A 10,440-nucleotide genomic window follows, 5' to 3' on the forward strand; every position below is an offset into this window, starting at 1 on the left:
CAACGGGCAGATCACGATAATGAGAAAAATTCTCAATAAAATGCTTTACAAGTGTAATTGATAAGTATTATCATTCGCATGTGCTTTCAGGGAGACACCTTGTAATAGCAAGTATGTATCTCAGAAAAGGCACGACATTGCTCACATTGCTTCCAGTATTTTTATTAGCCGGCTCGGGTGCCGGCTACTTTTTTTTATCTCTCTACTCTATCTTGCCATTAGCATCAATACGGTGTTTCTTGATTAACCCGCGGAACTGGTGGTAAGTCAAATGAAGTTTGTCAGCGGCCCTTTTCTGATTAAATTGACTTTCTGTCAAAGCCTGTATGATTAAACCCCTTTCGCTATCATTTTGCCATTGCCTTAAATCGAGAGGTAATTTGGGAAGGGAATCATTGGTCATCTCACTCTCAATGGATGGGGAAGCAGATCGCTGTGATGGTGAAAAGGGATTGATGATGATTGTATTTAATTCATTTTCACTATTACCATGCCGATAAATAGAGCGTTCGATGACATTCTTTAATTCGCGAACATTTCCGGGCCAGTGGTAGGAAAGTAACTGTTGTTTGGCTTTGTCAGTAAATCCGGGGAAAAATGGCAGATCTAACTCACGGCACATCTGAATCGCAAAATTTTGTGCCAGTAACATAATATCCTGTTGCCGTTGACGCAGTGGTGGGATATGAACCACGTCGAACGCGAGCCTGTCGAGCAAATCAGCTCTGAATTTCCCACCGGCAGCCATGGCAGGTAAATCTTCGTTGGTGGCACAGATCAAACGTACATCAACTTGTAATGACTGAGTACCGCCAACACGCTCCAGGTGACCATATTCAATGACACGCAATAATTTTTCCTGTACTTGCATGGGGGCAGTAGCGAGTTCGTCAAGAAACAAGGTTCCGCCGTCGGCTCGCTCAAAGCGCCCTTGGTGTTTTGAACTGGCCCCCGTGAATGCACCCGCCTCATGACCAAATAGCTCTGAGTCAAGCAGATTTTCATTGAGTGCGGCACAGTTCAGGGAAATGAAAGGGCCTTGCCAACGTGGAGAAAGATAGTGTAAGCGTCGGGCAATTAACTCCTTACCTGTTCCTCGCTCCCCCAGAACTAAAACAGGTTTGTTCAACTTCGCTAATGCGGAGACTTGTTCCAAAATTTCAATAAAACAGTTTGCTTCACCTAATAGGTTATCAATGAACTGAGACATGGTATTTTTCGCCAAAAATTGTTTAATTTGACTAAATTAGCTAATTGCCATAAAAAAGCAAAGAAAAAATTATATCAATAATTTCAATTGGATAATAAAAGAAAGAAAGTTGGCATGTATCTTGTATTTAGTTAAGTGCCTTACCGTGTACCTTGTATCCGTATTTAACAATACACAGGCATAACATATATACATTCTAATGAAAGAGGTTTATGACTATGGGTATTTTTTCTCGTTTTGCTGATATCGTGAATGCCAATATCTCTTCTCTGCTGGATAAAGCAGAAGATCCACAGAAAATGATCCGCTTGATGATTCAGGAAATGGAAGACACACTGGTGGAAATCCGCTCGACTTCCGCCCGTACCCTGGCAGAGAAAAAGCAGCTTTTGCGCCGTATCAACATGGGTGAAAACCAAATCGAGGGCTGGCAAGAAAAAGCTGAACTGGCACTGAACAAGGGTAAAGAAGATTTAGCGCGTGCAGCGTTGATTGAAAAACAGAAAGTCAGTAGCTTAGTTGAAACGCTAACACACGAATTGTCCATTCTGGATGAGACGCTGGAACGCATCAAAGGCGAAGTGACTGAACTGGAAAATAAATTGACAGAAGCGCGTGCGAGACAACAATCATTGACACTGCGTCATCAGGCCGCAGCATCTTCGCGCCAGGTACGCCGTCAGTTGGATAGTGGTAAAATCGATGAGGCAATGGCACGCTTCGAACAGTTTGAACGCCGGATAGACCACATGGAAGCGGAAGCAGAAGCTTTTGGACCAGGTAAACAGAAATCACTCGATCAGCAATTTGCAGAATTGAAGGCAGATGATGAAATCAGTGCACAATTAGCGGCCTTGAAAGCTAAAATGAATATCAAAGATTCTCAATGATGACATATGTCATACCTAACTAAGGAAAGATAATGGGCTATATATTTCTTGGTATCCCGCTGATCATTTTTGTGCTTTTTGTCTTACCCATCTGGTTGTGGCTGCATTACAGCAACCGCAACAGCAATCGGGATCAGTTAGGGAACAGTGAAATTCAGCGTCTAGAACAGTTGACCGAAAATGCCAGACGTATGCAAGAACGGGTCAAAACGTTAGAAGATATCCTTGACGCAGAGCATCCAAATTGGAGACAGTCATAATGTCAAATCAATATCGCCGGAAACTTTACCGCCTGCCAGAGCAGGGGGTAGTTAAAGGAGTTTGTGCCGGGTTAGCAGACTATTTTGACGTACCCGCTCCGCTTATTCGTACCATCACGGTATTATCACTGTTTTTTGGTCTATTTGGCATAACGCTATTGGCTTATATTATTTTGACCTTTGTCATGGATCCCGCCCCTGCGGGATATTCAGCAGAGGAAAAATATAGAGGGCCATCAGCACAGAAGATGTTGGACGAAATAGATTACCAATTGAAGACAAGCGAAGCCCGTTTGCGTCAAATGGAACGCTATGTGACTTCTGATACTTACAATGTGCGCAGCCGTTTCCGCCAGCTCTGAGCGCAGTGGATAACATGGGATCTGGCTTGTAACAGCAGAAATAATATTAAATTTTGCCAAGATTACAGGCCAGATGAGATTGACTCACGGTATTCCCATTTAGGAGAAACATGAAACGGTTGCAAAACGAACTAACAGCGCTTGTTAATCGTGGAATGGACCGTCATTTGCGACTGGCGGTAACAGGATTAAGTCGCAGTGGAAAAACCGCATTTATTACTTCCTTGGTAAACCAACTTTTGCATGTTCACAGTGGCGCCAGATTGCCGCTGTTTTCTACCGTGCGCGATGGGCGCTTGCTTGGTGTGAGGCGGGTGCCACAGCGAGATTTTGGGGTGCCTCGTTTTACCTATGATGAAAACATCACAGAATTATATGACACTCCTCCTGACTGGCCGACACCAACCCGTGGCGTGAGTGAAATACGTTTAGCATTGCGTTATCGTTCTGAAGATTCCCTGTTTCGTTATCTCAAGGAAACTTCTACCCTTTATCTGGAAATTGTCGATTATCCGGGTGAATGGCTATTGGATTTACCCATGCTGGAACAAAATTATCTGGCGTGGTCACGACATATGCACGGATTACTGAAGGGGGAGAGGGAGAATTGGGCTAAGTCATGGTTAGCGTTATGCCAGCAATGTGATCCACTGGCACCTGCGGATGAAAATTTACTTGCCAAAATCGCTCAGGCTTATACGCACTACTTGCATCAATGTAAACAGCAAGGGTTACACTTTATCCAACCTGGCCGTTTTATCTTGCCGGGTGATCTGGCGGGAGCACCCGCGCTGCAATTTTTCCCGTGGCCGAATATTGACAAAATTGGCGAGCCGCAATTGGCGAAGGCAGGCAAACACACCAACATCGGTATGTTGCGTGAACGTTTTGCTTATTACTGTGAGCATATCGTTAAGGCATTCTATAAAGAGCATTTTCTCCGTTTTGATCGGCAAATTGTCCTGGTGGATTGCTTGCAACCATTGAATAGTGGCCCGCAAGCGTTCAATGATATGCGGCTTGCATTGACACAACTTATGCAGAGTTTTCATTATGGTAAGCGAACACTGTTTCGTCGTTTATTCTCGCCTTGTATCGATAAATTGCTGTTTGCTGCCAGTAAAGCGGATCATATTACGCCAGATCAACATGCCAATCTCGTTTCACTTTTACAGCATTTGGTACAGGAAGCGTGGCAAAATGCAGCGTTTGAAGGGATCAGCATGGATTGTGTGGGACTTGCATCTGTTCAGGCAACGGAGAGCGGCATTGTCATGCATAAAGGTGAAAAGATCCCTGCCATCAAAGGCAATCGCTTGTCAGACGATAAGTTATTGACATTTTTTCCGGGCGAAGTGCCACAGCGCTTGCCGAAGAGTGAATTTTGGCAAAAACAGGGGTTTAATTTCGAATCATTTCGGCCAAAACAAGCCAATGTCAGCACACCGTTACCCCATATTCGCATGGATAGCGTGATGGAATTTTTATTGGGAGATAAATTAACATGACCGAACCGTTGAAACCGCGCATGGATTTTGACGATCTTGTACAAACAGCGTCCGAACCACCACTAAAAGCAAAAAGAGAATTCACTGGGCAGGAAAAAGCATTCTATCCGGTTATGTCAGAGCGGGAAGCGGAGGAGCAGGAACGTGAATTTGAAGGTGCAGTGAATGCTGCGCTGAAACCGAAACGTAGTTTTTGGCGAAAAGTTCTTATCAGTGCGGTCCTGTTATTGGGGGCTAGTGTTGTTGCCCAATGTGTTCAGTGGATATACCAGGCATGGCGGCAACATGACTGGATTGCGTTGGGGATCGCTGCGGCAGGTAGCATGATTGTGTTAGCGGGAATAGGCAGCGTGATAAAGGAATGGCGGCGCCTTTACCTTTTGCGGCAGCGTACAGAAGAGCGAGATACTGCGAAAGAGCTATTGCAAAGTCACGGCATTGGCAAGGGAAGGCAATTTTGTGAAAAATTAGCAGAACAAGCGGGTATTGAGCGACAACATCCGGCATTACAGCGTTGGCAGGCTACCGTGCATGAAACCCAAAATGATCGTGAAATTGTCATGCTGTACAGTAAATTAGTTCAGCCTGTCTTGGATACACAAGCCAGGCAAGAGATCAGCCGTTCAGCCGCGGAATCGGCTTTGATGATCGCGGTCAGTCCATTGGCTATTGTGGATATGGCTTTTATTGCGTGGAGAAACATTCGTCTCATTAATCGTATTGCAGCGCTTTATGGCATTGAATTAGGTTATTTCAGCCGTATTCGCTTATTTCGGTTGGTATTGCTGAATATTGCTTTTGCAGGAGCATCAGAATTAGTCAGAGAAGTGGGTATGGACTGGTTGTCACAGGACATTGCCGCTCGTCTTTCTGTACGCGCAGCACAAGGGATTGGTGCAGGATTACTGACAGCGCGTTTGGGCATCAAGGCCATGGAATTGTGTCGGCCTTTGCCGTGGATTGATGGCGATAAACCGAAGTTAGGGGATTTTCGTCACCAGTTGATTGCTCAGCTCAAAACTGCGCTTACCTAATGAAATACAATAACAAGGCCGCAGAGGCGGACTCAAAAAGCAGCCATAACGGCACTTAATAACGACTGTCATACCAGATTGACACTTTATTTTCTTGTAAACTTTTGCTGACAAGGTCTTCATCTATTGGATAGTAACGGGTAACATTCAGGCAGTTAAGAACATCGTATAAATAAGGTCAGAAAAATGCGATTGGAAGTTACTTGTCAGGATCGAATTGGGTTAACCCGCGAATTACTTGATTTACTGGTTTTACGAAATATTGACCTGAAAGGAATTGAAATTTCTCCTGCACGTCGTATTTACCTTAATTTTACTCAAATTGATTTCAATATTTTCCGTGAATTGATGGCAGAAATTCGCCGTATCAATGGTGTCATTGATGTCAGGACTGTTGCCTTTATGCCGTCGGAGAAAGAGCATAGGGCAATGTGGACACTGCTGGAATCGGTTCCTGAACCTATCTTTTCTATTGACATGAAAGGCAATGTTGAACTGGTTAACTCCGCGGCTTTGGCATTGTTTGGTGTCAGTAAAGAAAAAATTAGCCAAAAAAACATAGGCCATCTGATTAGCAATTACAATTTCCTTCGCTGGCTTGAAAGTGAGCATCATCAATCCCATTCAGCACAACTATCCGTCAAAGGGCAAGATTATCGGATGGATATTATTTCTATGCAATTAACAGATGAAAATCAGGTTGTTAGGTGTGTAGGGGCGGTAATTATGTTGCGTTCTGGTGAACACCAGCCAACGGTGCATATTGAGTCGTCACGCAAAAAATTAACTGTAAATGGTGATAACGCTTTTGAACAGATTATTGCTGTTAGCCCTAAAATGGTTCATATCGTTGAGCAGGCCCGTAAAATGGCAATGCTCGACGTTCCCTTGCTGCTTGTCGGTGAGACAGGAACGGGAAAAGATGAATTTGCTAAAGCCTGTCATTTGCGCAGTGCAAGGGGAAAACAGCCTTTTCTTGGGTTAAATTGTGCTTCCATGCCGGATGATGTTGTAGAAAGTGAGTTGTTTGGTTATGCGGCGGGAGCCTATCCCAATGCATTGGAAGGCAAAAAAGGATTCTTTGAACAGGCTAATGGCGGTACGGTTTTGTTAGATGAAATCGGTGAAATGTCGCCACAGATGCAGACTAAATTACTTCGTTTCTTGAACGATGGAACATTTCGCCGTGTCGGTGAAGAGAATGAAGTTAAGGTGAATGTCAGAATCATTTGTGCCACTCAGAAAAACTTAATTGAGTTGGTACAAAAAGGCGAGTTTCGGGAAGATCTCTATTATCGGCTGAATGTCTTAACCATTACATTACCGCCTTTGCGGGAACGTCAGGCGGATATCATGCCATTGACGGACTATTTTGTAACACGTTTTGCGCAAGAACAGGGCTTACATAAGCCTAAGTTCTCTGCTGATTTAGAGCAATTTTTGTGTGGTTATCATTGGCCAGGCAATGTCAGACAGCTTCGCAATGCGATATATCAAGCATTGACTCAACTTGAGAGTAACAAATTCAGTCCGCAGGATATCCGGTTACCTGAACTAGAAGCTGAGGTAACATTTAATGAAGATATTCTGGTGGGTTCTTTGGATGAAATCAGCAAGCGTTTTGAACGCTCTGTATTGACACGTCTTTATCGTCATTATCCCAGTACGCGTAAGCTGGCAAAACGGCTTGGCGTTTCTCACACGGCAATAGCTAATAAATTACGCGAATATGGATTGAGTGGTAAGAAACACTTAGTTGAGCATGAATACGATGAATAATAACTGAAATATTACTGCTTTTAACAAAATCTTATATATAAAATAAGCTGGCGACGATAAAATAATTAATTGTGATTTTATCGTCGCCAGGAAATAAGTCTTTAAAGACTATGTTTTAAAAAATGCGTTGCTGTGTGAAAAAACAAAAGCAATAATAAAACAATTATTTTAATGCGGCTAATGCGCTGTCATAATCAGGTTCATTGGTGATTTCATCGACCAATTGGCTATAAATAACGTGGTTATTTTCATCCAAAATAACTACAGCGCGTGCAGTCAGTCCACCCAATGGGCCTTCGCTTATTGCAACGCCGTAATCTTCCTGAAATTTCCCGCTACGCAGCGTAGAAAGAGTGACAACATTAGACAGACCTTCAGAACCACAGAAACGGGACTGGGCAAAAGGCAAGTCTGCTGAAATACACAGTACGACAGTATTGTCTAATTCACTGGCAAGTTGGTTGAATTTACGGACAGATGTGGCACAAACACCGGTGTCAATACTTGGGAAGATATTAAGCACTTTACGTTTACCTGCGTAGTAGCTCAATGTGACATCAGCGAGATCTTTAGCGACTAGTGTGAATTCTTTTGCTGCCTGACCTGCTTGTGGAAAATCTCCGTTAACGGTGATATCACCACCTTGAAACTTGACTGTTTGTGTCATGGTTTAATCCCTCTATAAAGTAAACTACGCCGTCAGTGTAAAGGAATAGTGGGATCTTGCCCACAAAAATAGATACAATATTCATGAAATACTCTTCCTTTCTTTAATTAACAATGTCTTATAATTTATTTTTAAGGTGATTATTAGGCGCACCTGATAAAAAACCACGCGTAATATGTGCACGGAGCAAATATCAATATACTAATGGCCGATTGATCAAACTGTGGTTAAAAGAATATCCGATCACCAATCCTGAAGATGTCGCCTATAGTCATACCATGTATATCATCAAAAAACACAATTGAGCATGAAGAGTAAGGCATTTAAGTACAAACAAGGAGCAGATGTGGAAGTGATCTATGGCTCGGTATTTAAAGGTTCAAATGCAATTTATGCCTGTCAATTAAATGGCAAGGGAGGCATTACGGCATTCGCGGAAGATTCACTCGTAACCGCAAAGCAGCCAGTTTGGCAACATCTTGATTATAAAAACTTGGATAGTTATCAATGGATTATGAATACAATCTTGCTACCGCCACCAGTGAAGGAGGGGTTAGTGAGTGATAATATTCGTCCAAAAGTACTGCGCACAGGTGAAGGAACTTTGATTACCTTGAGATCAGTGAACCGTAATGATAATGCACGTCCCGATCATCTGGTTTCGTTTCGCATCTATATTAATGACCAAATTATTATCTCCAGCCGACATCGAAAAATTCATTCCATCGATCAAATTCTGGATGATTTGCACAATGGTGTTGGTGCGAAAAGTACAGGGAATTGGCTGGTAGAAATAGCGGGAGCCATTACTGATGAAGCCAATGATTTTATTGAAGAGCTACATGACAACCTGATTGAGTTTGAAGATGATATTTTGGAGCAGAAGGTTCCTGGTCGCGGAGAGTTAGTATTGCTGCGTAAACAGTTAATCGTTCTGCGCCGATATATGGCACCACAGCGGGATATTTTTATCCGTTTGGCCAGTGAGAAATTGCCCTGGATGAACGATGAAGAACGCCGTTTAATGCAGGAAATTGCAGACCGGTTGGGCAGGGGAATCGATGATCTTGATGGTTGTATTGCCCGAACCGCAGTTCTTGCCGATGAAATTACTTCCATGATGGCGGATGCCATGAACCGCCGTACTTACATGATGTCTCTATTGGCGATGGTATTCTTGCCAACCACCTTTTTGACGGGGTTGTTCGGTGTCAACCTGGGGGGAATACCAGGCAATGAGTATCGGTTTGGATTCGGTTTGTTCACTCTTTTGTTGTCATTATTGATGGTGGCTTTTGCGTGGTGGTTAAGGCGAAGCAAATGGCTATAGGTTTGAGATAAATCAATAATTGATCGCCATAATTAAGGCACTATAGCTCCCGCAGGTGAATACAACGTTGAACAATGAACGTTGTACTCCATAATTGTAGTTTTTCTCATATTGAGTTTCACACAGAATAATTGCTCATTAATTATGCCGATATTTGTTTTAGTATCGGCTATTTTTTTTTTTGACAGAGTTTAAGCAGACTGTACAAAAGCTACTTATTTTTAAATATTTTTTTAAATATTTGTTACATCAATAAACATTGATTCATCAATATTCGTTGACGATACCACGGCTTCGTTAAAAGCATACTCTTCTCTTTCCCCCTCACGATGCAAGGGCAAGTTGACAAAGTCGAAAATAGTTTTGTCTGCCAATTGGCTTGGGCTAACATTTTGAATAGACTTGAAAATATTTTCCACTCTGCCTGGTGTTTTCTTATCCCAATCTACCAGCATGGCTTTGATTGCTTGCCGCTGTAGGTTTTCCTGGGAACCACATAAATTACAAGGAATGATTGGGAATTTTTTGCTTTCCGCATACTGAATAAGGTCTGTCTCCCGGCAATATGCCAGAGGTCTTATAACGACATTACGGCCATCGTCAGAGCGTAATTTTGGTGGCATCGCTTTCATACGTGCGCCATGGAACATATTCAGGAACAGCGTTTCAACGATGTCATCAAGATGATGTCCAAGTGCAATTTTGGTCGCCCCGATTTTTTCTGCAAAAGAATAGAGGGTGCCGCGACGTAGCCTTGAGCACAATCCACAGGTAGTTTTGCCTTCAGGAATTTTCTCTTTAACCACTGAGTAGGTATCTTTATCAACAATGTAGTATGGAATATCCAGGCTTTCAAAATATTGGGGTAAAATGTGTTCAGGAAAGCCAGGCTGTTTCTGATCAAGGTTTACAGCAACGACTTTGAATGTTATTGGTGCCGCTTTTTGCAGATTCAACAGAATATCTAACATCGCGAATGAATCTTTGCCACCACTGATACATGCCATTACAACATCATTATCTTCAATCATATTGTAATCAATGATGGCAGTACCAACGTTTCTCCGCAGGCGTTTCTGGAGTTTGTTGAATTCAAGTATCTCTTTTCTCGTATCTTTTTGATTCATTGCGACTTCTCACATTGCCGATTATATCGACTGTAGATTTTCTATACGGATCCTTTGCAGGAGGGGGATTATACGGATTTTTCTTTTTGTTTGAAACATGTCTGTGTCTAACAAGTTTCGGCACTATACCGAGCGTTGTTGTAAAAAAGCACGGTAGTGATAAGGGTGCCGCTGATGTCGGTTGGAAAAATATTCACAGTTGGTTTTATACCAATCGTCTTTCAAGTCAAAATTCATTGGGTATATATTTCTAATAATAAAGATGTAAAAAAT

The 10,440-nt window shown here is 42.6% G+C and carries 10 protein-coding genes and 1 pseudogene; 8 read left to right on the top strand and 3 right to left on the bottom strand.

What is annotated here, in order from left to right; all coding sequences use genetic code 11:
- Positions 1-202: 202 nt before the first annotated feature.
- Positions 203-1,210 (bottom strand): phage shock protein operon transcriptional activator, encoded by a 1,008-nt coding sequence (pspF, locus tag ACSJJG_RS09220; RefSeq protein ID WP_481089166.1) that lies wholly within the window; start codon positions 1,208-1,210, stop codon positions 203-205.
- Between the two features lie 218 nt (positions 1,211-1,428).
- On the opposite strand from pspF, the gene pspA reads away from it, so the two are divergent.
- From pspA to tyrR, 6 genes are all read left to right on the top strand, one after another.
- Positions 1,429-2,100, top strand: a complete 672-nt coding sequence (pspA, locus tag ACSJJG_RS09225; protein ID WP_481090415.1) for a phage shock protein PspA — start codon at positions 1,429-1,431, stop codon at positions 2,098-2,100.
- Between the two features lie 32 nt (positions 2,101-2,132).
- Positions 2,133-2,360, top strand: a complete 228-nt coding sequence (pspB, locus tag ACSJJG_RS09230; RefSeq protein WP_481089167.1) for an envelope stress response membrane protein PspB — start codon at positions 2,133-2,135, stop codon at positions 2,358-2,360.
- The gene (pspC, locus tag ACSJJG_RS09235; RefSeq protein WP_481089168.1) at positions 2,360-2,722 is read left to right on the top strand and encodes an envelope stress response membrane protein PspC; all 363 of its coding nucleotides are present in this window, start codon (positions 2,360-2,362) and stop codon (positions 2,720-2,722) included. Before pspB ends, pspC begins: the two co-directional genes overlap by 1 nt.
- 110 nt (positions 2,723-2,832) lie before the next feature.
- Positions 2,833-4,230: a YcjX family GTP-binding protein gene (locus ACSJJG_RS09240; protein ID WP_481089169.1), complete on the top strand. Its 1,398-nt coding sequence runs from the start codon at positions 2,833-2,835 to the stop codon at positions 4,228-4,230.
- On the top strand, positions 4,227-5,264 hold the full coding sequence (locus ACSJJG_RS09245; RefSeq protein ID WP_481089170.1) for a TIGR01620 family protein: 1,038 nt from the start codon (positions 4,227-4,229) through the stop codon (positions 5,262-5,264). Before ACSJJG_RS09240 ends, ACSJJG_RS09245 begins: the two co-directional genes overlap by 4 nt.
- 186 nt (positions 5,265-5,450) lie before the next feature.
- On the top strand, positions 5,451-7,043 hold the full coding sequence (tyrR, locus tag ACSJJG_RS09250) for a transcriptional regulator TyrR (protein ID WP_481089171.1): 1,593 nt from the start codon (positions 5,451-5,453) through the stop codon (positions 7,041-7,043).
- 163 nt (positions 7,044-7,206) lie between these two features.
- On the opposite strand, the gene tpx is transcribed toward tyrR, so the two are convergent.
- The gene (gene tpx / locus ACSJJG_RS09255) at positions 7,207-7,710 is read right to left on the bottom strand and encodes a thiol peroxidase (RefSeq protein WP_481089172.1); all 504 of its coding nucleotides are present in this window, start codon (positions 7,708-7,710) and stop codon (positions 7,207-7,209) included.
- A 191-nt stretch (positions 7,711-7,901) separates the two neighbouring features.
- On the opposite strand from tpx, the pseudogene ACSJJG_RS09260 reads away from it, so the two are divergent.
- Positions 7,902-8,015 (top strand): annotated as a pseudogene (locus ACSJJG_RS09260) (hypothetical protein); the annotation flags it as partial.
- Between the two features lie 41 nt (positions 8,016-8,056).
- Entirely contained in the window at positions 8,057-9,040 is a 984-nt protein-coding gene (zntB, locus tag ACSJJG_RS09265; RefSeq protein WP_481089173.1) for a zinc transporter ZntB, read from the top strand.
- 233 nt (positions 9,041-9,273) lie between these two features.
- On the opposite strand, the gene ttcA is transcribed toward zntB, so the two are convergent.
- Positions 9,274-10,167: a tRNA 2-thiocytidine(32) synthetase TtcA gene (gene ttcA, locus ACSJJG_RS09270; RefSeq protein ID WP_481089174.1), complete on the bottom strand. Its 894-nt coding sequence runs from the start codon at positions 10,165-10,167 to the stop codon at positions 9,274-9,276.
- Positions 10,168-10,440 lie beyond the last annotated feature (273 nt).

The sequence above is a fragment of the Xenorhabdus sp. SGI 60 genome, assembly GCF_056632175.1.

Coding starts and splice junctions, on each gene's coding strand:
- ACSJJG_RS09245 (WP_481089170.1), top strand. CDS start 4,227: ATGACCGAACCGTTGAAACCGCGCATGGATTTTGACGATCTTGTACAA.
- pspC (WP_481089168.1), top strand. CDS start 2,360: ATGTCAAATCAATATCGCCGGAAACTTTACCGCCTGCCAGAGCAGGGG.
- ttcA (WP_481089174.1), bottom strand. CDS start 10,167: ATGAATCAAAAAGATACGAGAAAAGAGATACTTGAATTCAACAAACTC.
- ACSJJG_RS09240 (WP_481089169.1), top strand. CDS start 2,833: ATGAAACGGTTGCAAAACGAACTAACAGCGCTTGTTAATCGTGGAATG.
- tyrR (WP_481089171.1), top strand. CDS start 5,451: ATGCGATTGGAAGTTACTTGTCAGGATCGAATTGGGTTAACCCGCGAA.
- pspB (WP_481089167.1), top strand. CDS start 2,133: ATGGGCTATATATTTCTTGGTATCCCGCTGATCATTTTTGTGCTTTTT.
- pspF (WP_481089166.1), bottom strand. CDS start 1,210: ATGTCTCAGTTCATTGATAACCTATTAGGTGAAGCAAACTGTTTTATT.
- pspA (WP_481090415.1), top strand. CDS start 1,429: ATGGGTATTTTTTCTCGTTTTGCTGATATCGTGAATGCCAATATCTCT.
- tpx (WP_481089172.1), bottom strand. CDS start 7,710: ATGACACAAACAGTCAAGTTTCAAGGTGGTGATATCACCGTTAACGGA.